The 21,097-nt window shown below is 67.3% G+C and carries 20 protein-coding genes and 1 pseudogene; 8 read left to right on the top strand and 13 right to left on the bottom strand.

Translation table 11 applies throughout. The features are described from left to right. Positions 1–16: 16 nt before the first annotated feature. The 3 genes from D3H54_RS23330 to metG form a co-directional block, all read right to left on the bottom strand. Complete coding sequence (locus D3H54_RS23330) at positions 17–910, bottom strand: RNA polymerase sigma-70 factor (RefSeq protein ID WP_149381582.1); 894 nt, start codon at positions 908–910, stop codon at positions 17–19. Next, entirely contained in the window at positions 907–2,079 is a 1,173-nt protein-coding gene (locus tag D3H54_RS23325; RefSeq protein WP_149381580.1) for an NAD(P)/FAD-dependent oxidoreductase, read from the bottom strand. Before D3H54_RS23325 ends, D3H54_RS23330 begins: the two co-directional genes overlap by 4 nt. 108 nt (positions 2,080–2,187) lie before the next feature. Next, the gene (gene metG / locus D3H54_RS23320) at positions 2,188–3,741 is read right to left on the bottom strand and encodes a methionine--tRNA ligase (RefSeq protein ID WP_149381578.1); all 1,554 of its coding nucleotides are present in this window, start codon (positions 3,739–3,741) and stop codon (positions 2,188–2,190) included. A gap of 26 nt (positions 3,742–3,767) precedes the next feature. Here metG and D3H54_RS23315 point away from each other — a divergent pair, with 26 nt between their 5' ends. The 3 genes from D3H54_RS23315 to rsmA all read left to right on the top strand — a co-directional run bounded on the left by D3H54_RS23315 (position 3,768) and on the right by rsmA (position 6,763). After that, positions 3,768–4,604: a TatD family hydrolase gene (locus tag D3H54_RS23315; protein ID WP_149381576.1), complete on the top strand. Its 837-nt coding sequence runs from the start codon at positions 3,768–3,770 to the stop codon at positions 4,602–4,604. Positions 4,605–4,730: 126 nt separating this feature from the next. Next, a complete protein-coding gene (locus D3H54_RS23310) occupies positions 4,731–5,852 on the top strand; it encodes a resuscitation-promoting factor (protein WP_149381574.1) in 1,122 nt (373 codons plus the stop codon). Continuing rightward, positions 5,849–6,763 (top strand): 16S rRNA (adenine(1518)-N(6)/adenine(1519)-N(6))-dimethyltransferase RsmA, encoded by a 915-nt coding sequence (gene rsmA, locus D3H54_RS23305; protein ID WP_149381572.1) that lies wholly within the window; start codon positions 5,849–5,851, stop codon positions 6,761–6,763. The genes D3H54_RS23310 and rsmA overlap by 4 nt, the downstream gene beginning before the upstream one ends. Here the strand turns inward: rsmA and D3H54_RS23300 are convergent. Next, positions 6,751–7,566: a serine/threonine-protein kinase gene (locus tag D3H54_RS23300; protein ID WP_149381570.1), complete on the bottom strand. Its 816-nt coding sequence runs from the start codon at positions 7,564–7,566 to the stop codon at positions 6,751–6,753. The genes rsmA and D3H54_RS23300 overlap by 13 nt on opposite strands. A gap of 67 nt (positions 7,567–7,633) precedes the next feature. Here D3H54_RS23300 and D3H54_RS23295 point away from each other — a divergent pair, with 67 nt between their 5' ends. Further along, positions 7,634–8,587 (top strand): 4-(cytidine 5'-diphospho)-2-C-methyl-D-erythritol kinase, encoded by a 954-nt coding sequence (locus D3H54_RS23295; protein WP_149381568.1) that lies wholly within the window; start codon positions 7,634–7,636, stop codon positions 8,585–8,587. 373 nt (positions 8,588–8,960) lie between these two features. Further along, positions 8,961–10,595 (top strand): fatty acyl-AMP ligase, encoded by a 1,635-nt coding sequence (locus tag D3H54_RS23290; RefSeq protein WP_149381566.1) that lies wholly within the window; start codon positions 8,961–8,963, stop codon positions 10,593–10,595. Between the two features lie 7 nt (positions 10,596–10,602). Here the strand turns inward: D3H54_RS23290 and D3H54_RS23285 are convergent, their stop codons facing one another. Together D3H54_RS23285 and D3H54_RS23280 are read right to left on the bottom strand one after the other, a co-directional pair. Continuing rightward, the gene (locus D3H54_RS23285) at positions 10,603–11,208 is read right to left on the bottom strand and encodes an O-methyltransferase (protein ID WP_149383703.1); all 606 of its coding nucleotides are present in this window, start codon (positions 11,206–11,208) and stop codon (positions 10,603–10,605) included. A gap of 41 nt (positions 11,209–11,249) precedes the next feature. Next, the gene (locus D3H54_RS23280; RefSeq protein ID WP_149381564.1) at positions 11,250–13,268 is read right to left on the bottom strand and encodes an MFS transporter; all 2,019 of its coding nucleotides are present in this window, start codon (positions 13,266–13,268) and stop codon (positions 11,250–11,252) included. 174 nt (positions 13,269–13,442) lie between these two features. Here D3H54_RS23280 and D3H54_RS23275 point away from each other — a divergent pair, with 174 nt between their 5' ends. Further along, the gene (locus tag D3H54_RS23275) at positions 13,443–14,468 is read left to right on the top strand and encodes an epoxyqueuosine reductase (protein WP_149381562.1); all 1,026 of its coding nucleotides are present in this window, start codon (positions 13,443–13,445) and stop codon (positions 14,466–14,468) included. A gap of 9 nt (positions 14,469–14,477) precedes the next feature. Next, positions 14,478–15,236: a DUF998 domain-containing protein gene (locus D3H54_RS23270; protein ID WP_149381560.1), complete on the top strand. Its 759-nt coding sequence runs from the start codon at positions 14,478–14,480 to the stop codon at positions 15,234–15,236. On the opposite strand, the pseudogene D3H54_RS32240 reads toward D3H54_RS23270, so the two are convergent. The 4 genes and pseudogenes from D3H54_RS32240 to D3H54_RS23255 form a co-directional block, all read right to left on the bottom strand. Then, positions 15,187–15,591 (bottom strand): annotated as a pseudogene (locus tag D3H54_RS32240) (DUF6611 family protein); the annotation flags it as partial. The gene D3H54_RS23270 and the pseudogene D3H54_RS32240 sit on opposite strands and share 50 nt — an antisense overlap. An 82-nt stretch (positions 15,592–15,673) precedes the next feature. Further along, complete coding sequence (pth, locus tag D3H54_RS23265) at positions 15,674–16,249, bottom strand: aminoacyl-tRNA hydrolase (RefSeq protein WP_149381558.1); 576 nt, start codon at positions 16,247–16,249, stop codon at positions 15,674–15,676. A gap of 9 nt (positions 16,250–16,258) precedes the next feature. Next, entirely contained in the window at positions 16,259–16,918 is a 660-nt protein-coding gene (locus tag D3H54_RS23260; RefSeq protein ID WP_149381556.1) for a 50S ribosomal protein L25/general stress protein Ctc, read from the bottom strand. 134 nt (positions 16,919–17,052) lie between these two features. Beyond that, positions 17,053–17,919 (bottom strand): oxidoreductase, encoded by an 867-nt coding sequence (locus D3H54_RS23255; protein WP_149381554.1) that lies wholly within the window; start codon positions 17,917–17,919, stop codon positions 17,053–17,055. A 167-nt stretch (positions 17,920–18,086) separates the two neighbouring features. Here D3H54_RS23255 and D3H54_RS23250 point away from each other — a divergent pair, with 167 nt between their 5' ends. Further along, complete coding sequence (locus D3H54_RS23250; RefSeq protein WP_149381552.1) at positions 18,087–19,106, top strand: IS481 family transposase; 1,020 nt, start codon at positions 18,087–18,089, stop codon at positions 19,104–19,106. Here D3H54_RS23250 and D3H54_RS23245 read toward each other — a convergent pair. The 3 genes from D3H54_RS23245 to D3H54_RS23235 are packed head-to-tail and all read right to left on the bottom strand — an operon-like array spanning position 19,084 to position 21,056. Further along, entirely contained in the window at positions 19,084–19,737 is a 654-nt protein-coding gene (locus tag D3H54_RS23245; RefSeq protein WP_149381550.1) for an LpqN/LpqT family lipoprotein, read from the bottom strand. The genes D3H54_RS23250 and D3H54_RS23245 overlap by 23 nt on opposite strands. Beyond that, entirely contained in the window at positions 19,734–20,075 is a 342-nt protein-coding gene (gene arsC, locus D3H54_RS23240; RefSeq protein WP_149381547.1) for an arsenate reductase (glutaredoxin), read from the bottom strand. Before arsC ends, D3H54_RS23245 begins: the two co-directional genes overlap by 4 nt. After that, the gene (locus D3H54_RS23235; RefSeq protein ID WP_149381545.1) at positions 20,076–21,056 is read right to left on the bottom strand and encodes a ribose-phosphate diphosphokinase; all 981 of its coding nucleotides are present in this window, start codon (positions 21,054–21,056) and stop codon (positions 20,076–20,078) included. Positions 21,057–21,097 lie beyond the last annotated feature (41 nt).

The raw sequence follows: 21,097 nt of genomic DNA, 5'->3' as shown, positions 1-21,097 counted from the left end.
CGGCAGACGCAAAGAGTCAGCGGCTGATCTCCCTGCGCACGGTGACGGCCGCGAGCTTGTCCGGGTTGCGCATCGCGTAGAAGTTGGTGATCGTGCCCTCGGTGATCTCCACCAGCATCACCGACTCGGCCCGATCGCCGCGGAAGACGACGATCGCGGGCGCGCCGTTGTAGTTCGCGCCCTCGATCCGGTACTCCGGCGTGGCCTGGCGGAACAGCCCGATGATGAGCCTGGCGACCTTGGCCGGCCCCAGCACCGGACGGCGGGCGGCGCTGACCTTGCCGTCACTGTCGGAGGTGAACACCACGTCGGGTGCCAGCATGCTCATCAATCCATCGAGGTCGCCGGTCGCGGCTGCCGTCAGGAATTGCGTGGTGATCTGCTCGGACTGTTGCGGGTCCAGCGGCGAGAACCGGCGCCGCCGCGAGTGCACATGCTCGCGGGCGCGATGCGCCATCTGCCGCACCGCGGCCGTGGATTTGCCTATCGCGTCGGCGATTTCGTCGTGGCTGAAGCCGAACACCTCGCGCAGCACGAAGACCGCACGCTCGTCGGGAGTCAGCGTCTCGAGCACCACGAGCATCGCCATCGACACCGACTCGGCCAGCACCACGTCGGCAGCCCCGTCGTGTTCGTCGAGCAGCAGCGGTTCGGGCAGCCACGGACCGACGTAATCCTCCCGGCGTCGGGACTGCGAGCGCAGCGTGTTCAGCGCCTGCCGGGTGACCAGCTGGGCCAGGTACGCCTTGGTGTCCCGAACCGCATCCAGATCGACTGTCGCCCAACGTAAATAGCTGTCCTGCAGCACGTCGTCAGCCTCGGTGGCCGATCCGGTGATCTCGTAGGCGATGGTGAACAGCAGCGGCCGCAGCAGGGTGAACCGGTCGGCGTGCTCGTCGGCCGCGGTCACCGGGTCGCCACCGGCTCGGGAGCGGGGCGCTTGCCGCCGCCCTTGATCCAGAAGTAGGAGCCCGGCTTGCGGGCTTCGCGGCGCAGGAAGCTGATGGTGCCTTTGCACACCGCCTCCTTGATCGTCGCCGCCGCCCGGCCACCCACGTAGAGCGGCAGCGGAACGTCGTTGGTGCGGGCGATCTGAATGGTCGCGCCACCCCGGCCCAGGCTGATGCACTGACCGGTGAACGCCTGGCTGATCACGGCGGGCTGATCTCCGGCGAGCCGGGCCAGCACGGTGTTGGCGGCCTGGGCGCCCAGCGGGATAGCGGCCTGGCAGCTCATCCGCAGCGGCTGACCCGACGGGGCGGCTGCGTCGCCCGCCGCCACGATCCGGTCGCTGTCCACACTGGTCAGGGTCTCATCAGTGAGGAGTCGTCCCATCGCGTCGGTACGCAGGCCGGAGCGTGCCGCGAGATCGGGCACCCCGAACCCGGCGGTCCAGATCGTCACCATGCTCGCCAGCCTGCGCCCGTCGCCGAGGGTGACCGCATCGGCAGTCACCGCGGTCACCACGGCCTGCGGTCCGTCGACGATCTCCACGCCGAGCTTGCGCAGTCGCTTGGCCACCGACCGGCGTCCGGGCGTGCTCAGGTAAGGCCCGAGGACCGCACCGCAGACCAGCGTGACCGTGCGGCCCTGCTCGGCCAGTTCGGCGGCGGTTTCGATGCCGGTCGGTCCGGCGCCGACCACGCACACCGGCGCGCCGTGGTGCAGGTCGGCCAGCGCGGTGGTCAGCCGCTGCGCTTCTTCGAGATCGGCGATGGGGTAGGCGAATTCGTCTGCGCCCGGCACAGCCGGCCGAGCGGAGCCGCTGCCCACCGCGTAGATCAGGTAGTCGTAGGGCACCGGCGGACCGCTGAACAGTTCGACCTGCCGCGTCTCGATGTCGATGCGGGTGGCTGCGTCGACCAGCAGTTCGATACCGGGACCGAGGATCTCGGCGTAGTCGACTCTCGCGTCGTCGGAACCGGTGACCAGCTGGTGCAGCCGGATCCGCTCGACGAAGTCGGGGCGGGGGTTGACCAGGGTGATGTCCACATCGGGACGCAGTCGCAGATGGTTGGCCGCGATCACTCCGGCATAGCCACCACCGATCACCACAACTCGGGCGCGTTGCTCGGTCATCACATCTCTCCTTTGAGGTCGCTTGAGCGTGCTGACCTCGAGACACCAGGGGGCCGGTGGATGTGACGCTACGTGATGCAGCTCACAGGGGGTGTTGTGTTCGCGGTGTCACTCGGCCGGCTGGTACCGCGGGAAGACGCCGGTCGGTGCCGGCAGCTCGGTGCCGGGCGCGATGCGTACCGCGACGGCGCCGAAGTCGCGCGCCGACTCCGGCTGCCCGAGCAGATCGAGCAGGGTGGAGGCCGACGTCGGGACGACGGGCTGCATCAGCAGCGCGGCGATCCGCACCACCTCCAGCGTCACGTACAAAACCGTGCGGAACCGCTCCTGGTCGGCCGCCGCCTCCGACTTACGCAGCACCCACGGCTCCTGAGCCGAGAAGTACCGGTTGGCTGCGCCGAGCATCGCCCAGATCGCCTCCAGGGCAAGGTGCATGGCGGGCACGTCGAAGTGGGCGCGCACCCGCGGCAGCAGCTCGTCGGCGAGCGCCAGCAGCTCCCGGTCGGCGTCGCTGAACTCGCCGGGCTCCGGCACCCGCGCGTCGAGGTTCTTGTTGACCATCGACAGCGAGCGCTGCGCCAGGTTGCCGAACTCATTGGCGAGGTCGGCGTTGATGCGGCCGATGATGGCGTCCTCGCTGTAGCTGCCGTCCTGCCCGAAGGGCACCTCGCGTAGCAGGAAGTACCGCACCTGGTCCAAGCCGAAGGCGTCGACGAGCGCGAACGGGTCGACGACGTTGCCCACCGACTTACTCATCTTCTCGCCGCTGTTGAGTAGGAAGCCGTGCACGAAAACCCTTCTGGGCAGCTCGATTCCGGCTGACATCAGGAACGCGGGCCAGTACACGGTGTGGAACCGGATGATGTCCTTGCCGATCATGTGCAGATCGGCGGGCCAGTACTTTCGGAACGACTCGGAGTCGGTGTCGGGGAAGCCGGCACCGGTCAGGTAGTTGGTCAGCGCGTCGACCCACACGTACATGACGTGATCCGGATGATCCGGAACTGGCACACCCCAGTCGAAGGTGGTCCGCGAGATCGACAGGTCGCGAAGGCCACCCGAGACGAAGCTGACGACCTCGTTGCGGCGGACATCGGGACCGATGAACTCCGGGTGCGCCGCGTAATGGGCCAGCAGCCGTTCGGCGTAGTTCGACAGCCGGAAGAAGTAGGTCTGTTCCTCGGTCCACGTCACGGGGGTGCCGGTCTCGATGGAGTACTTGTTGCCGTCGGCGCGGGTCTCGAGTTCGTCCTCGGTGAAGAAGCGTTCGTCGCGCACCGAATACCAGCCCGAGTAGGAGTCGAGATAGATGTCGCCGGCGGCATCCATCCGCTTCCAGATCTCGATCGACGCGTCGATGTGGTCGGCGTCGGTGGTTCTGATGAAGCGGTCGAACGAGGCGCCGAGCTTTTCCTGCATCGCCTGGAACGCATCGGAGTTGCGCCGGGCCAACTCCGCGGTCGGGATGCCCTCGGCGGCGGCCGTCTGCGCCATCTTCAGCCCGTGCTCGTCGGTTCCGGTCAGGTAGCGCACGTCGAAGCCGTCGAGCCGCTTGAAGCGGGCGATCGCGTCGGTCGCGATGTATTCGTAGGCATGGCCGATGTGCGGCGCACCGTTGGGGTACGCGATGGCGGTGGTCAGGTAATACGGCGGCTTACTCATTTGAATGTTCACCCTAAGGTGTTGGCGTGGGGAACCATGAGAAGAGGCGGGAGCCACCTCCGCCACCTCTACCGCTGACGCCGCTGATCGACGCGCACACCCATCTGGACGCGTGCGGCGCCCGTGACGCCGACGAGGTCCTCGCGATCATGGACCGCGCGAACGCCGCCGGGGTGCTGGCTGCGGTGACGATCGCCGACGATCTCGACGCCGCCCGCTGGGCCGCCGAGGCAGCCACCTGGGATCCGCGCGTCTACGCCGCGGTGGCGCTGCATCCGACCCGCGCCGATGCGCTGACCGACGACGCCCGCACCGAGCTGGAACAGCTGGCGTCCACCGAGCGGGTGGTGGCGGTCGGGGAGACCGGGATGGACTTGTACTGGCCGGGCAAGCTCGACGGCTGTGCCGAACCTTCGGCTCAGCGAGAATCGTTCGCCTGGCACATCGACCTGGCCAAGCGCACGGGTAAGCCGCTGATGATCCACAACCGCGACGCCGACGCCGAGGTGCTCGACGTGCTGCGTGCCGAAGGGGCCCCCGAGACGGTCATCTTCCACTGCTTCTCCTCGGGCCCCGAGATGGCCCGGTCCTGCGTCGCCGCCGGGTGGGTGCTCAGCCTGTCCGGGACGGTCAGCTTCAAGAACGCCCGTGACCTGCGCGAGGCGGCGACGCTGATCCCGCCGGGGCAGCTCCTGGTCGAGACCGACGCCCCGTTCCTGACCCCGCACCCCTATCGCGGGGCACCCAACGAGCCGTACTGCCTGCCCTACACGGTGCGTGCGCTGGCCGAGGTCGTCGGGCGCCCGGCGGAGTTGCTGGCTGAGCAGTCTTCGGACACCGCACGGCGGGTCTACGGTCTCTAAGGGTCTGTTGAGAGCGGCGGCCCCGGGTTGCTCCGGGCCGGGATGGTTCGTTACCGTCTTGTGATCAAAGGGGAGCCACATTGGCGCCCCTGTTGCTTTTTAAGTGCTTAGGCAGGACCGAAACTCTTGAATGCGTTGACCAAGCTGCATCAGTCGCCGTCACCGATCCTTCGTCTCGTCGTCGCCGCAGTGCTGCTGACGCTGGCCGGTGCCGGGGCGTTCGCGGTGAGCTCCCACAAGACCGTGACTCTCAACATCGACGGTGCCCAGCTGAAGGTCAGCACCATGAAGTCGCGGGTCATCGACGTCGTTCAGGAGAACGGCTACTCCGTCGGCGAGCGCGACGATCTGTTCCCCGGCGCCAACCAGCCCGTCACCAATGCCGAGACGATCGTGCTGCGCCGCAGCCGGCCCCTGCAGATCTCGCTGGACGGCCAGGATGCCAAGCAGGTGTGGACCACCGCTTCGACCGTTGACGAGGCACTGGCCCAGCTGCGGATGACCGACACCGCCCCCGCGGCGGCCTCGCGCGGCAGCCGCCTGCCGCTGGAGGGCATGGCGCTTCCCGTGGTGAGCGCCAAGACGGTTCAGATCAACGACGGCGGAGTGGTGAACACCGTGCACCTGGCCGCGCCGAACGTGGCCGGCCTGCTGGCCGCCGCGGGCGTGCCGCTGGAGCAAGCCGACTCGGTGGTGCCCGCGCCGTCCTCGCCGGTGATCGCCGGTATGCAGATCCAGGTCACGAGGATCCGCGTGGAGAAGGTCACCCAGCAGATGCCGCTGGCGCCGGTCGCGCAGCGCATCGAGGACCCGACGCTGAACATGAGCCGCCAGGTCGTTGAGGATCCCGGGACGCCCGGCTTACAAGACGTAACTTTTGCTGTCGCCAAGGTCAACGGGGTGGAAACGGGACGACTGCCCGTTGCCAACATCGTCGTTGTCCCGGCGCGTGATTCGGTTTTGCGGGTCGGAACCAAGCCCGGCACCGAGGTGCCTCAGGTGCTGAACGGACCCATTTGGGATGCCATTGCCAGGTGTGAAGCGGGCGGGAACTGGGCGATCAATACCGGTAACGGTTACTTCGGTGGCGTGCAATTTGATCAAAACACCTGGGAAAGAAACGGCGGACTGCGCTATGCTGAGCGAGCCGATTTGGCAACCAGAGAAGAACAAATTGCGATTGCTGAAGTAACAAGATCGCGACAAGGCTGGGGAGCGTGGCCCGTGTGTGGTAGGGGTGCATCGTGACAATTCGTCTACTTGGTCGGACCGAGATCAGAAATCTGGCCAAAGAACTCGACTTCAAGCCGCGTAAATCTCTGGGACAGAATTTCGTACACGATGCAAATACCGTGCGTCGTATTGTCTCCGCCTCCGGCATAAACAAGCACGACCATGTCCTGGAAGTGGGGCCCGGTCTCGGCTCCCTGACACTGGCGTTGCTGGACCGCGGCGCGACGGTGAGCGCGATCGAAATCGATCCGGTCCTGGCCCAGCGTCTGCCCAAGACGGTTGCTGAGCACTCGCACAGCGAGATCCACCGGCTGACCGTGCTCAACCGCGACATCCTCGGCATCGAGCGCTCCGATCTGGTCGAGCCGCCCACTGCCGTGGTGGCCAACCTCCCGTACAACATCGCCGTTCCGGCGCTGCTGCACCTGCTGGCCGAATTCCCCTCGATCCGGACCGTGATGGTGATGGTCCAGGCCGAGGTGGCCGAGCGGCTGGCCGCCGAGCCCGGCGGCAAGGACTACGGCGTGCCCAGCGTCAAGGTTCGGTTCTTCGGCAAGGTCCGCCGCTACGGCATGGTCTCGCCGACGGTGTTCTGGCCGATTCCGCGGGTGTACTCCGGTCTGGTTCGCATCGACCGCCACGAGACCTCGCCGTGGCCGACCGACGACGACTTCCGCGACAGCGTGTTCGATCTGATCGACATCGCCTTCGCGCAGCGGCGCAAGACGGCCCGCAACGCCTTCCTGGAGTGGGCCGGCTCCGGTAACGAGTCCGCCGAACGCCTGCTGGCCGCCAGCATCGATCCCGCCCGGCGCGGGGAGACGCTGACGGTCGCCGACTTCGTCCGGCTGCTGCAGCGCTCGGGTGACTTCATGCCCTCGACGGATTCCTCCGAAGGCCCGTCGCGACCGGCTCAGGTGTTCTGAGCGCCGCTTCGCACTGCCTCGGTGAGGTGCTGCACCAGTTCGGTGCATGACGGGTATCGCCGGTCTGGATCTTTGGCGATGGCTCTGGCCATAACGATGTCGAACGACCTCGTCAGCCAGGGGATCCGCGTCGACACCTCTGGCGGCGGACTGTGCACGTGTGCGTCCATCAGCGCCATCGGATTGTCGCCCGCGAACGGCGGTGCGCCGGTGAGCAATTCCAGGGCGGTGCAGGCCAGCGCGTACTCGTCGGTCGCCGCTTGGGGGAGCCGCCCCTGCAGCAGTTCGGGTGCGGCGTAGGGCAGTGACGTCACCACCTGGGCGGGCCGGTGCCAGACATCCTCGGCGAGGATGTGCGCCACGCCGAAGTCGATGAGAACCGCGCCGTGCCGGGAAAAGTCTTGGTGCACAAGAATATTCGCAGGCTTGACATCGCTGTGCACGATGCCGTCGTGGTGGGCGTGGTCGAGTGCGGCAGCAATCTGGCCGAGGGCGTGCAGCCGGGCCGCCAGCGAGGTCAGCCGGGTGACGACGCCGCCGTCGACGTATTGCATGGTCAGCCAGTGCGGGCCGTGGTCGTAGACGGTGACGATATGGCGGTGGCGCAGCCGCTCGGCGATGCGGTACTCGCGGGCCAGCCGGGCGATGCTCGCCGGGGTGCGGTGGTCATCGTCGAGCACCTTCAGCGCGACCAGTTCCGGTGTACGACCGATCCCGCGGGCCAGATAGACGGCGGCCTCGCCGCCGCGGCCCAGCTCGCTTTCGACGACGTAGCCCGCGACCGACTGCCCGGGATGCGTCACGGTTCGACCCTAGAGCGCGGGTCGTCGACGGCCGGGCGAATTGGGCAGGGCGCGATAGTCTCGTGCGGTGTCCTCGTCCAACGGTTCTATCGCTGCCGAATGGGTGCCGACCGGATCGGTGACCGTGCGCGTGCCGGGCAAGGTGAACCTGTACCTGGAGGTCGGTGACCGCCGCGCCGACGGCTTTCACGAACTCGCCACCGTCTTCCATGCCGTGTCTCTGGTCGACGAGGTGACGGTGCGCAACGCCGATGTCTTGTCCCTGCGGGTGGTCGGGGAGGGTGCTGATCAGCTGCCCGTCGACGAGACCAATATCGCCTGGCAGGCCGCCGAGCTGATGGCCGAACACATCGGACGCGCGCCCGACGTGGAGATCACCATCGAGAAGTCGATCCCGGTGGCCGGTGGGATGGCCGGCGGCAGTGCCGACGCCGCGGCGGTTCTGGTCGCGATGAACAATCTGTGGGAGCTGGGCGTGCCGCGCCGCGACCTGCACGCCCTGGCCGCCCAACTGGGAAGCGACGTCCCGTTCGCCCTGCACGGCGGCACGGCGCTGGGCACCGGTCGAGGCGAAGAACTGGCGACGGTGTTGGCCCGCAACACGTTTCACTGGGTGTTGGCGTTCGGCCAGGACGGACTGTCCACGGCGCAGGTCTATCGGGAGATCGACCGGCTCCGCGAAGCGGGCGATCCGCCGAGGTTGAGCGATCCCGAGCCGCTGCTGGGCGCTCTGGCCGGCGGCAACCCGCGCGAGCTGGCCCCCCTGCTGGGCAACGACCTGCAGGCGGCGGCGCTGAGCCTCAATCCCGGACTGCGCCGGACTCTGCGGGCCGGTGCCGAAGCAGGCGCACTGGCCGGCATCGTCTCTGGATCCGGGCCGACGTGTGCGTTCCTGTGCGAGTCGGCGTCGGCCGCCGTGGATGTGGGCACCGAACTGGCCGGCGCCGATGTGTGCCGCACCGTCCGGGTGGCCAGCGGGCCGGTTCAGGGCGCCCGGATCGTGCCGGGCCAGCCGGCCTAGTCTTCCCGGGTCGCTGCGCTCCCCCCTCGCCTGCGGCCGGGGGTACCCCCAGCCCTCCGTCAACTGTGACGCGCTTCTCATTAGGCCGTAAAACTTGGCGGTAACTTAAGGGGAGTTTAAGATGATTGACGGTGACAACTAGCGGCCTGGTACTGCATCCATATGAATCGCCCACCCCGGTCCGGGGCGGGCGATGGACCGGCGGTACCGACGCTGTCGTCGCATCATCACCATTTCGAGATCGAACCGCTCCCCAGTCGTACTGGCGTGCCTCCTATGCAGGGCGTTCTGGCCGGTGGAGCATGAAATACAGGGCGTTCGCTTCATCCCCAACGTCGCTGATCAGCCAGCTCCGGATGCCGAGGAGGTCGTCGTGAGCCGTTTCACCGACAAGATGTTCCACAGTGCCTTGACCAGCAGTAAGGGCATGGTCACCGGGGAACCGCACGAGCCGGTTCGGCACACCTGGCGTGAGGTGCACGAGCGGGCCCGTCGCATCGCGGGCGGCCTGGCGGAAGCCGGCATCGGCCTCGGCGACGCAGTCGGCGTGCTGGCCGGCGCTCCGGTGGAGATCGCGCCGACCGCGCAGGCGCTCTGGATGCGCGGCGCCAGCCTGACCATGCTGCACCAGCCCACTCCGCGTACCGACCTGGAGCAGTGGGCCAAGGACACCGCGACGGTCATCGACATGATCGAGGCCAAGGCCGTCATCGTCTCCGACCCGTTCCTCGTCGCGGTGCCGGTGCTCGAAGAGCGCGGGGTGAAGGTGCTCACGGTGGAGGCGCTGCTGGCCGCCGAGCCCGTCGACCCGGTCGAGACCTCCGAAGACGACGTCGCGCTGATGCAGTTGACCTCCGGGTCGACCGGCTCGCCCAAGGCCGTCATCATCACGCACCGCAACATCCACTCCAACGCCGAGGCGATGTTCATCGGGGCCAAGTACGACATCGAAAAAGATGTCATGGTCAGCTGGTTGCCCTGCTTCCACGACATGGGCATGGTCGGGTTCCTGACCATCCCCATGTACTTCGGTGCGGAGCTGGTCAAGGTCACGCCGATGGACTTCCTGCGCGACACCCTGCTGTGGGCCAAGCTCATCGACAAGTACAAGGGCACCATGACCGCGGCGCCGAACTTCGCGTACGCGTTGTTCGCCAAGCGCCTGCGCCGTCAGGCCAAGCCCGGCGAGTTCGACCTGTCCACGCTGCGCTTCGCCCTGTCCGGCGCCGAGCCCGTCGACCCGGCCGACGTCGAGGACCTGCTGGACGCCGGTAAGCCCTTCGGCCTCCAGCCCGAGGCCATCCTGCCGGCCTACGGCATGGCCGAGACCACGCTGGCGGTCTCGTTCTCCGAGTGCGGCGCCGGGCTGGTTGTCGACGAGGTCGACGCCGATCTGCTGGCGGCACTGCGCCGCGCCGTCCCCGCGGCGAAGGGCAACACCCGCCGGCTTGCCACGCTCGGTCCGCTGCTCAAGGACCTCGAGGCGCGGATCGTCGACGAGGACGGCAACGTGCTGCCGGCCCGCGGTGTCGGCATCATCGAGCTGCGCGGCGAGTCGCTGACCCCCGGCTACATCACCATGGGCGGCTTCGTGCCCGCCCAGGACGAGTGCGGCTGGTACGACACCGGCGACCTCGGCTACCTGCTGGAGAACGGTCACGTCGTGGTGTGCGGCCGGGTCAAGGACGTCATCATCATGGCCGGCCGCAACATCTACCCGACCGACATCGAGCGGGCTGCAGGACGGGTGGAAGGGGTGCGCCCCGGCTGTGCTGTCGCGGTGCGCCTCGATGCCGGTCACTCCCGCGAGACCTTCGCGGTGGCCGTCGAATCCAACGCCTGGCAGGATCCCGCCGCGGTGCGCCGCATCGAGCACGAGGTGGCACACGAGGTGGTTGCCGAGGTCGACGTGCGTCCGCGCAATGTCGTGGTCCTCGGGCCGGGCACCATTCCGAAGACGCCGTCGGGCAAGCTGCGTCGCGCCAACTCGGTCGCGCTGGTCACCTAACCCTTGCTCAGGCCCGGCAGCTGATCTCCATCGCATCGGAGTCGCGCACCGGAAAGCTCACGCCGACATAACCATTCGCGGGGTCGCGGATGTAGTCGACGTATGGCTGCGCGTCGGCGAGTCCGGTGTTGTCGGCGACCACCAGCGCTCCGTCGCCGAGCCGAGGCTCCAGCACCTGAACGACCGGGACGTACAGGTCCTTCCAGCCGTCGAGCAGGACGAACCCCACCGGCTCGTCGATGGTGGCGAGCGTCTGTATGGCATCGCCCGCCAGCACGGTGATCAGATCGTCCAGTCCGACCTCGGCGAAGGTCGACGTGGCCGCAGCGACCTTGGCAGCGCTGAGCTCGGTGGTCACCACCCGCCCGGTGCCGTTGTCCCGAACCGCGCTGGCCAGATGAATTGTGGAGAGCCCCAACGACGTTCCGAACTCCACCACGAGTGCCGGCCGGGTCGCGCGGACCAGCGTGTAGAGCAATTGGCCCGACTCGGGGGTCACCGGAAGATAGAAGTCGCTGAACGCATCGGCGCGTTCCTGCGCGGTCTTGGCCGCCCGCAACTGGGCGCCGCGCTCGTAAAGCTGCGCCATCTGCCCGCTTGCTTCGGCATACATACGATCGATGGCCGCTGCCACCGCGGGATCGCGCAGGGTGTTCACCGCGCCGAGGCTACTCCCGCTTCCTGACGAATCGGTGGCAAGTCGGGCACCCGGTCGCCGGATGGCTGGGGGACCAGCAGGACCGGAATGCTGGTGTGGGACACGACCGCCGCCGCGACGCTGCCCTGCAGGTGACCGAGCAGACCGTTGCGCCGGTGTGGACCGAGCACGATCAGACCGGCCCCGCGCTGATGCGCGGCTTCGACGATGCCCTTCCACGTCGGAGCTGCTTCGATTGCCAGGCTGCACGACTCGAACCCGGCCGCGCGCGCCAGTGTGGCGCCGTGCGCGGCGGTCTGCTCGGCGGCCCGGCGAACCTCGCCGGCACAGTCGGCGTCGAACGGCCGGTGATCGCTCGGGGTGAAGCCCACGTCGACCGGCTGCCAGACGCAGACCACCACGGCGTCGCGGTAGGGCGAAAGCTGTTGCGCCGCTTGGGTGATCGCATAGCGAGCCAGATCGGAACCGTCATAGGCGAACAGCACCGGGCCGCCCGCGTGCGACGGGTGACGGTCCACGACGGGCGACGCCGAAGGCTGAGTGGCGATGACCGGGGGTTCGGGCGGCAGGCCGCGTAGACGCGCCAGCAGCGGGGGCGAGTACCACGCGGGGGAGTCGCCGTCGAGGAACTCGTCGAGATCCGGTGTCTGTGGGCGGGCGCCGCTGAGCACGTAGACGGCGACCCCGAACACCGCGCCGCCGATCGCGAGTGCGAACCCCACCCACAGTGCGACGTTGGTGCCTTCCAACAGATCCCCGGAGTAGCGCGTCGCGAGGTGCGCGAAGATCGGGGCCACCATGAATGCTGCGACGGCGCGCAGCAATTCGATGATCGCAAACACGCGCTGCAGGCTGTTGGACCGCAGGGAGAAGCCGGCGACGAACAGCGCGGGTGCGACGGTGGCGCCCAATGCCAAACCCGTCAGCGCCGAACCGACAAGTGCCAGAGGAATATTCGCCGGTAGTGACACCCGGAACACCGCGATGCCGGCCGCCAGTAGGCCCATGCCGACGAGCGGCAGGAAGTGCATGGCGCGGCGGCTGATGACGACGCCGAACACCACGGCCATGACGATCGCGCCGCCCAGTTCCGGCAGATAGAGCAGGCCCACCTGGACGGGGCTGAAGTGCTGCATGAACACGGCTGCGGTCAACGTGGTTGCCGCGATCGAGGCGGCCGCGGCGAACAGTGCTACGCCGACGCCCGCCACCGGGATCGCACTGGTCAACATCGTCCGGATGGTCAGCAGCGGCCGGTGCGCCCGGAACTGGTACACGATCAGCGCCACGATCAGGGCCAGACCGCCGAACATCGGTGCGGTGACGGCGAAGTCGGAGATCTCGTGGGTGCTCAACTGCGCTGCGCCGACGAACGCGGCAGTACATCCGACGGTGGCCAGCGCGATCGCCTTCAGATCGCGCGGCGCCTCCGGGTCGGCGGGCGGTGCGTCGTCGAATGTCAGCGCCGCCAGGACGAGAGCCAACAGTGCGACGGCCGCGACGATCCAGAACAGCGGCCGCCAGGCGTGCGACTCGGCCTGGACGCCGCCGAGGAACGGCCCGAGTGCGACGGCGCCGAACACGCACATGTTCATGATGACCGCGGTGTTGCGGAGCTTGTCCCGCGGAAAGCCGATCGTCAGCGGCGGAGCGGCGGCGATCAGCAGCATGCTGGTCGCCAGGCCCTGCAGGACGTGGCCGGCGATGAACGCGGTGGCGTTCGGTGCGGCGGCCGCGATGACCGATCCGACGACGAGCACCACGGCGTAGGCGAGCAGCATGCGCCGTTGCGGAAGATGTTGCGCGAATTGCACGGCGAGCACCGTGCCCACGGCGTAGGCCGCGTTGCCCAGGCCAGAACTCAGCGCCATCGTCTGAGTCGTCATGTGCAACTGCTCAGAGATGATCGGCACCAGCGGATCCAGCGCCGCAGACAGCGCGAGGTAGGGGATCAGGGCGAGGGTGACCATGGCGGCCACGGCCGGATAGCGCCCCGCGAGCGGTCCCTGGCGCATCAGCTCAACCCTCCGGTCGCGGCTGCGTGAGCGGGATGCGTGGCCGACACGGGATGCGGGGACGCGGGGAGACAGAGCATGGCGTGAAACAACTTTACATAGGTAATGAATATTCCGCGCAGCGGCGTGGTCCGGATCACCGCACAGTCTGAGTATGCAGTACTATACCTAGCTATGCGTCCTCGACTCTCCGACCATCCGACCGTGCAGGCGGTGCGAGCCCGGCAGCGCCCCACCCCGGCGCCCGTGATCGACGCCGACTGGCTCCGCGAGGTCTGTCTGGCCGCCGGGGCCGACGACGTGGCGTTCGCCGCCGTCGACAATCCGGACCTGGCCAGCGAACGCGTACACGTCGAGGCCGCTCTGCCCGGCACGCGAAGTTACATCTCGCTGGTGGTCCGGATGAACCGGGACAACGTGCGCTCGGTCGCGCGCAGTGTGGCCAATCAGGAGTTCCACCGCAGCGGGGAGATCATCAACGAGGCCGCGCACCGGATCACCCGCGCCCTCGAGGATGCCGGCCACCGGGCATTGAACCCCTCGGCGACATTTCCGATGGAGATGGACCGCTACCCGGGCCGGATCTGGGTGGTCGCCCACAAGCCCGTCGCGGTGGCCGCGGGACTGGGTGTGATGGGCATCCACCGCAACGTCATCCACCCCAAGTTCGGCAACTTCGTGCTGCTGGCCACGATTCTCGTTGACGCACCGGTCAGCAGTTACGGTGCCCCACTGGACTATTCGCCCTGCCTCGAATGCAAGCTCTGTGTCGCGGCCTGCCCCGTCGGTGCCATCAAGAAAGACGGCCAGTTCGACTTCCTGGCCTGCTCGGTGCACAACTACCGCGAGTTCATGGGTGGGTTCACCGACTGGGCGCAGACCATCGCGGACAGCGAGGATGCGGCCGACTTCCGTTCGCGGGTAACCGATTCGGAAAACGCGTCGATGTGGCAGAGCCTGTCGTTCAAGGCGAACTACAAAGCGGCCTACTGCCTGGCGGTCTGCCCGGCCGGCGAGGATGTCATCGAACCCTATCTGGACGACCGCAAGGGCTTCATGGACCTGGTGTTACGGCCGCTGCAGGAGAAAGTGGAAACCCTTTACGTGCTGCCCAATTCAGCGGCGAAGGCCCATGCCGAGCGGCGTTACCCGCACAAGCCGGTCAAGGTCGTCGACTCCGGGGTGCGGGGACGCGCGTAGGCTGGTCCGATGGAGCGGGCGCTCGGCTGGATGGGTGTGTTCGGTGCGGGTTTCGCGATCGTCGCGGTGCTCGCTCTCGACGCCACGCTCGGCGGGCAGCACACTCGCGGCAGGCAATTGCGTGCCGCCACCATCTCCGAGTATGTGTACACCTCGGGCAGTGCGACTTTCGTTGCGGCCGTGCTGATCCTGGCCGTCGGATCGACGGCACTGCTGCACGGCCTGATCCGTGCCGGACTGGTACGACTGCGCTCGGCCGGTTCGGTGTTGATGGTCCTGTGGGTGGTGGGCTTGCTGGGCGTCGTTGCGTTTCCCAAACACAACTGGGTCACCGGGCCGAGCGCATCGGGCACCGTACACCGGGCCGCGACGCTCCTCGCGTTCGTCGCGTTGCCACTGGCGGTGTTGCTGATCGCTCGTGGCCGGGACATCACCGTTCGAGCTGCCAGATGGCTTACTGCAGTCGGAATCGGTTGGCTGGCAGTGCTGTTCGGGGCGATCGCGGTCGGCGTGGCGTCTGATCGAGCGTGGTGGAAACTGATCCCGCTCGGCGTGGTGGAACGAGGGATCGCCGGGTTCGAGGTGGCTGCGCTGATTGCGCTGGGGCTGTGGCTGGTGCGTGGTGACCGCGCCGATCCTCCTCGCGAGCGGCAGGTGTCGTTGCGTCGAGAACGTCATAAACCTGCCACCAGCGGGCCTCGTGTTCCAGCAGGGAGATCCGACCTTCCGCCAGATCCAGGTCCGCATGATCCAGAGCCCGCGCCATGACGCACAGCTGTGAATACCGTCGCTCGGTCTCGTCGTGCCGCGCGCCCGCGACCCTGATGGCCCACAGGGTGCGCACCCGCATCCGCGTCTCACCCGCCAATGCGAATGTGATTGCCCCAGCGGCGATATAGATCATCGTCCCGGCGATCAGCGCGGTTGCGGACATGCCGACGGCCTCGCCGCCGATCTGCAGGACCAGCCACAGCGTGGCTCCCCACAGCGGCCAGGTGCGCCACGCCCGCACCATGCGTCGTTCCCACTCGGTGATGCCCGGTGGGAACACCACAAGGCGATAGCGGGCGACGCCGTAGCGCGCCGGGTAGGCGTCGAAGGAACCCCAAACAGAAGTGGTCACGCACTCAGGTCTACGCCGGCGCCGTATCCGCGTCGCCGGTCTATACGGAATCCTGACGCCCGCCCGACGAACCCTTACGGGTTCACCAGGCGTGCACCTGATTCTGGGCCGTCTCCAGCCCGGCCTCGATCAGCAACTCGGTCGCGTCGGCGGCCTGCTCGCAGATCGCCGGGACCTCCGTACGCTCGGCCGCGGTGAATGGCTCCAGTACGTACGCCGCCGGATCCTTGCGTCCCGGCGGACGGCCGACTCCGATGCGGACTCGCTGAAAGTTCTTGGTCCCCAACGAATTGGCCACCGAACGCAAGCCGTTGTGGCCGCCCTCGCCGCCGCCCAGTTTCAGACGGATCCGGCCGAAGTCGATATCGAGCTCATCGTGGATGACGATGATGTCGGCCGGCATGACCGAGTAGAACTTCGCCAACGGACCGACCTGGCGCCCCGACTCGTTCATGTAGGTGCGCGGCTTGGCCAGCACCACGGGACGATGCGCCAGGCGGCCGGTCACGACCTCTGCGCCGGAGCGCTTGTGCACCTTGAACTGCGCGCCGATACGACCGGCCAGCACGTCGGCCACCATGAACCCGAGGTTGTGCCGGGTCTTGGCGTACTGCGGGCCCGGGTTGCCCAGGCCGACAACCAGCAGGGGATCGGCCACCGGGCAGTCTTACTCGGCCTCGGCCGACTCGCCCTCGGCGGCGTCGGCTGCCTCGGCAGCGTCGGCGGCCTGCTCCTCGATCGACTCGCCGCCACCCTCGGCCTCGAGCTCCTCGGCGGTCGGGGCGGTCACGATGTTGACGACCAGCAGTTCGGGATCGCTGATCAGCGTCACACCCGCGGGCAGCTCGACCTGCCCTGCGGTGATCTGGGTGCCTTCCTCGGCGCCCTCGATCGACACCGTCAGCTGCTGCGGGATCGACATGGCGTCGGCCTCGATCTCGATGGTGTTGGCGTCCTGGGTGACCAGGGCGCCCGGCGCGGCGTCGCCCTCGAGGACGACGTTGACCTCGACGGTCACCTTCTCGCCGCGGCGAACCACGATCAGGTCGGCGTGCTGGATCGTGCGGCGGATCGGATGCACGTCGAGCGCCTTGGTCAGGGCCAGCTGTTCCTTGCCGTCGACGTCGAGGGTCAGCACGGCGTTGGTGCCGGCCTTACGCAGGACGGCGGCGAAGTCGCGGGCGTTGAGCTCGAGGTGCTGGGGCTCGGTGCCGTGGCCGTAGAGAACGACGGGAACCTTGCCGTCGCGGCGGGCCTGGCGCGAGGCGCCCTTGCCGGTCTTGCCCCGCACGCCGGCGGTGAGGTTGTTGGGCGCGTTCTTCGCCATGAGGGGGTGCTCCTGTTGCCTGTCGTGGGTCATCCGCACGGAGAAGGCAGGCACCAATGAAAGGAAGCCTCGTCGATAACGGTGGCTGGACCACCCTCGCCGTGACGCGGACCCCAGGGTAGCCGATCAGGGCTTCAGAGCGGAAATTCGATGCCGGTGAGCTGCTCGGACAGCCGCCACAGCGCGGTGGCGGTGGCCTGGTTGCGGGCCAGCGGGCTGCGCGGTGACGGGCCGGTCGGCCCGCGCATGGCGAACTTGGGGCCGATGAAGCTGTTGCCGGGCAGGTCCTCGGCAGCCGCGTACAGGGTCTGGCGGGCGCCGAAGTCGGCGCTCGTGGCGAACACGGCGTTGCCGGCGTCCCAGATCCGGGTGCCCATCCGGTTGCCGGTGTGGCCCTGCAGGTTGGTCGCCGAGTAACCGGGGTGGGCGGCGTGCGACTTCAGCGGTGATCCGGCGGCGTCCAGGCGCTTCTGCAGCTCACTGGTGAACAGCAGGTTGGCCAGCTTGGACTGGCCGTAGGCCAGCCACGCGGAGTACGGCCGGGCCTTCCAGTTCAGGTCCTTGAGGCTGATCTTTCCCAGCAGGTGCATGAACGACGAGACCGTGACCACCCGGTCGGTCACCTTGGGCAGCAGCAGGTTGGTCAGCGCGAAGTGGCCCAGGTGGTTGGTGCCGATCTGGCTCTCGAATCCGTCCTTGGTGACGGCATAGGGGACCGCCATGATCCCGGCGTTGTTGATCAGGACGTCGACGCTGCGCACGCCGGCGGCGAAGTCGCTGATCGAGCTCAGGTCCTGCAGGTCGAGGCTGCGCACCTCGACATCGCCGGTCATGGTGGCGGCGGCTTCCGCGCCCTTGGTTGCGTTGCGGCACGCCAGAATGGTGTGCGCGCCGACGCGGGCCAGCTCGCGTGCGGTGATCAGTCCCAACCCGCTGTTGGCTCCGGTGACGATGACGGTGCGTCCGGCGAACGACGGCAGATCTGCGGCGGTCCAGCTCATGGGAGATCACTCTAGGGGGACCTCGCGCGGCCGGGCGACGCTACTTCTGCAGGGCTACTTGTACTGACCACGGACGTTAAGTACGGCGTGGCGTAGTGACATGACGAAGACCTCCGAGTGAAGTGCGAGCTGCTTAAGGAACGCACCAACTCACTCCGGAGGTCTTCATGGTCCACCGTAATGCCCCCTTGTCCGAAACCGGTCGTCTGCGGCTGGCACGTTGCGTTGTCGAGGATGGCTGGACGCTGCGACGGGCGGCCGAGCGGTTCCAGGTTGCGGTCACTACCGCTGCGCGCTGGGCCCGCCGCTACCGCGAACTAGGCGAAGCCGGCATGGCCGACCGCAGCTCACGCCCACATCACAGCCCTAATCAAACCCCCACACGCACCGAGCGGCGCATCATTAAAGTCCGAGTACTTCGACGTTGGGGACCGGCTCGCATTGCTTATCTGCTGGGACTGAATGTCTCGACTGTCCACAACGTGTTGAGGCGCTACGGCCTAGCCAAGCTGCGGTGGCTGGACCGGCCCACCGGGCGAGTTATCCGGCGGATGGAGTCAGCCAGCCCCGGCGACCTGGTGCATGTCGATGTCAAGAAGGTAGGCAAGATCCCGGCTGGCGGCGGATGGCGCATGTTGGGCCGCAGCGCAGGAAATCATCACTCCCGCAAGGACAGAAGCATAGGAACTGGCAGCGACCGTTCCGGGCGGCGTGGTTATCACTTCTTGCACACCGCCATCGACGCTCACTCCCGGCTGGCCTACTCCGAACTGCTAATCGACGAACGCAAAGACACAGCTGCTGACTTCTGGCAAAGGGCTAACGAATGGTTCAACGCATGCGGCTTCACCGTACGGAAAGTGTTGACAGACAACGGCTCCTGTTACCGATCCCACTCATTCCGAGATGCACTCGGGCAGATCGAACATCGTCGAACCAAACCCTATCGACCCCAGACGAACGGCAAGGTGGAGCGATTCCACCGAACCCTTGCCGATGAATGGGCATATGCGCGGCTCTACACCAGCGACGCCGAACGGTGCGCGGAGTTCCCTCGCTGGCTGCATACCTACAATCACCATCGCGGCCACACCGCACTCGGCGGCCAACCACCCGCCACCCGCGTACCTAACCTCTCAGGTCAGTACAGCTACTTCTGCAGGGCTATTTTTTCAGGGCGACGTTGAACCCGGAGATGATCGCCTCGACATCGTTGGACGCCGCGGCGGCCTGATCGGCCAGCGTGGTCACCGTCAGCTGCACCAGGTAGCGCTGGAACGCGGGCGCCGGAGTCACCGGGATCACCACGCGGTTGTAGGAGTGCAGTCGCTTGCCGTTGAGGTCGTAGCTGCCCTCGATCATCGAGGACGGGAATCCTTTGAAGTCAGCCGCGGAGGCGTTGAGTTTGGTGAAGTTCTGACTCATCTCGGCATCGGCGCTGGCGTGCTTGAGCGCCTCGCCCACGTCGAAGTTGCCGGTCAGCCTGAACACGATCACCATCGCCGTCGGATACGTGTTGTTCTTCGCGATGACTTCGGTGCCGGGCGAGAAGTTCGAATTCTCGTACTTGGTCCAGCCCGGCGGCCGCGGCAGCGTGACGGTGATGTCGGTGAGCTTGTCCAGCGGGATCTGCTCGCCGATCACGCCGACGCCGTAGAGGTACTCGGCGATCGGCTGCGGCTTGCCCGAGGTGGTGGGGGCCGCCGAGGTGGTGGTGGCCGGTGTGCTCCAGATCGAGGAATAGTCCGGCGGCGTCGACCCACACGCCGCCACGGTCGTGGCCAGCGCGATGCACAGGACTGCGCTACCCGCCCTCACAGAATTTCGTGCACCGATTCGATCGGCCGGGCCAACCGGGTGCCCTTGTCGGTCACGACGAACGGGCGCTCGATCAGGATCGGGTTGGCCGCCATGGCATCCAACAGCTCGTCATCGCTGGCATCGGCGAGATTCAGCTCGCTGTACAGGGATTCACGCTTGCGGACCGCGGCGCGGACATCGATGCCGGCGTCGGCGATCAGCTTCGCGATCTCGGCTCGCGACGGGGGTGTCTTCAGGTACTCGACGATCTCCGGCGCAATTCCGTTGTCGCGCAGTAGGTCCAGGGTTTTGCGGGAGGTGCTGCAGCGTGGATTGTGGTAGATGGTGCTGGGCAATTATGCGTCCCCGTCGAAAAGACCTGTCACCGAACCATTTTCGAAGACCGCGCGGATGGTGCTGGCCAGCAGTGGTGCGATGGACAGCACGGTCAGTTGCGGGAACCGCTTGGACTCGTCGATCGGCAGGGTGTTGGTGACGATCACCTCGCGGGCACCGCTGTCGGCCAGTCGCTCGCGCGCGGGGTCGGACAGCACGCCGTGGGTGGCGGCGATGATGACGTCCTTGGCGCCGTCGTCGTGCAGCAGCTTGACCGCGCCGGCGATGGTGCCGCCGGTGTCGATCATGTCGTCGGTGAGCACGCAGGTCTTGCCGGCGACGTCACCGACGACCCGGTTGGACTTCACCTGGTTGGGCACCTTCGGGTCGCGGGTCTTGTGGATGAACGCCAGCGGTGTGCCGCCGAGGGCGTCGGCCCACTTCTCGGCCACGCGCACGCGGCCGGAGTCCGGCGAGACCACGACGACGTTCTCGCAGTTGTAGTTGTCCCGGATGTACCCGGTCAGTAGCGGCTGGGCCCGCATGTGGTCGACCGGTCCGTCGAAGAAGCCCTGGATCTGATCGGTGTGCAGGTCAACGGTGACGATGCGGTCGGCGCCTGCCGTCTTGTAGAGGTCGGCGACCAGACGGGCGGAGATGGGTTCGCGGCCGCGGTGCTTCTTGTCCTGGCGGGCGTACGGATAGAACGGCAGGATCGCGGTGATTCGCTTGGCGCTGCCGCGCTTGAGCGCGTCGATCATGATCAGCTGTTCCATCAGCCACTTGTTCAGCGGCGCGGGATGGGACTGCAGGACGAAAGCGTCGCAGCCACGGACCGATTCGTCGAAGCGGACGAAGATCTCACCGTTGGCGAAATCTCGTGCGGTCTGCGCGGTGACCTGGACGTCGAGCTCTTTGGCGACCTGCTCCGCCAGCTCCGGGTGCGCGCGGCCCGAGAAGAGCATCAGATTTTTGCGGTTGTCGGTCCAGTCCGTGCCCACTGTGTGCTGCCCTTGCCGGTCGGGGATCGATACGGGCCAAT

The organism is Mycobacterium sp. ELW1 (assembly GCF_008329905.1).
GTDB lineage: Bacteria > Actinomycetota > Actinomycetes > Mycobacteriales > Mycobacteriaceae > Mycobacterium.
The sequence above is the reverse complement of the archived record's forward strand: the minus strand, read 5'-3'. Positions and strand labels throughout refer to the sequence as shown.

Bases quoted from the DNA above. Each gene is read 5' to 3' on its own strand.
- D3H54_RS23325 (WP_149381580.1), bottom strand. From the start codon at position 2,079: ATGACCGAGCAACGCGCCCGAGTTGTGGTGATCGGTGGTGGCTATGCC.
- metG (WP_149381578.1), bottom strand. From the start codon at position 3,741: ATGAGTAAGCCGCCGTATTACCTGACCACCGCCATCGCGTACCCCAAC.
- D3H54_RS23285 (WP_149383703.1), bottom strand. From the start codon at position 11,208: ATGTATGCCGAAGCAAGCGGGCAGATGGCGCAGCTTTACGAGCGCGGC.
- D3H54_RS23280 (WP_149381564.1), bottom strand. From the start codon at position 13,268: ATGCGCCAGGGACCGCTCGCGGGGCGCTATCCGGCCGTGGCCGCCATG.
- D3H54_RS23275 (WP_149381562.1), top strand. From the start codon at position 13,443: ATGCGTCCTCGACTCTCCGACCATCCGACCGTGCAGGCGGTGCGAGCC.
- D3H54_RS23270 (WP_149381560.1), top strand. From the start codon at position 14,478: ATGGAGCGGGCGCTCGGCTGGATGGGTGTGTTCGGTGCGGGTTTCGCG.
- D3H54_RS23260 (WP_149381556.1), bottom strand. From the start codon at position 16,918: ATGGCGAAGAACGCGCCCAACAACCTCACCGCCGGCGTGCGGGGCAAG.
- D3H54_RS23255 (WP_149381554.1), bottom strand. From the start codon at position 17,919: ATGAGCTGGACCGCCGCAGATCTGCCGTCGTTCGCCGGACGCACCGTC.
- D3H54_RS23250 (WP_149381552.1), top strand. From the start codon at position 18,087: ATGGTCCACCGTAATGCCCCCTTGTCCGAAACCGGTCGTCTGCGGCTG.